Here is a 474-nt window from a genome sequence, read left to right on the forward strand (position 1 = left end):
CAAAGTAGGTGGAGCAGAATTTGGAAAATTTGCTAAACTCAATGTCAATCTTAACAATGCTTATTTCTTTAATGATACCTTTACTCATCTTTTTAGTTTAAATTATCAACAAGTTATCAATGGATCTACATTAGATAGTAGTGAAACCATATCTTTAGGAGGTCCTTATGGAGTAAGGGCTTACAATAATGGAGATGGAGAAGGAGATAATGCTGTAGTGGCTAGCTTTGGACTTAGAATGGCTACTCCTTTAAAAGATTTTTATATCACTCCTTTTTATGATATAGGTTATTCTTGGTATGAGAATGATTCTTATACAAACTATATGGATGCTTATGGTTTACAACTGCTTTATAATAAAACAGGGAATTTTTATGTTAAGCTTGATTTAGCTAGAGCTTTAAAGAAGTATAAACTAGATGATGATTATAGTTCTAAAGCTTATGTGAGCTTTGGGAAGTATTTTTAAGTTTT

The 474-nt window shown here is 30.6% G+C and carries 1 protein-coding gene; it reads left to right on the forward strand.

All coding sequences use genetic code 11. From position 1 onward, the window contains the following. The coding region (locus tag ELQ05_RS08135) for a ShlB/FhaC/HecB family hemolysin secretion/activation protein (protein ID WP_134240080.1) at positions 1–469 on the forward strand (469 nt) is incomplete at its 5' end. Positions 470–474: the final 5 nt, after the last annotated feature.

It is taken from the genome of Campylobacter sp. US53 (genome assembly GCF_004378995.1).
GTDB lineage: Bacteria > Campylobacterota > Campylobacteria > Campylobacterales > Campylobacteraceae > Campylobacter_D > Campylobacter_D jejuni.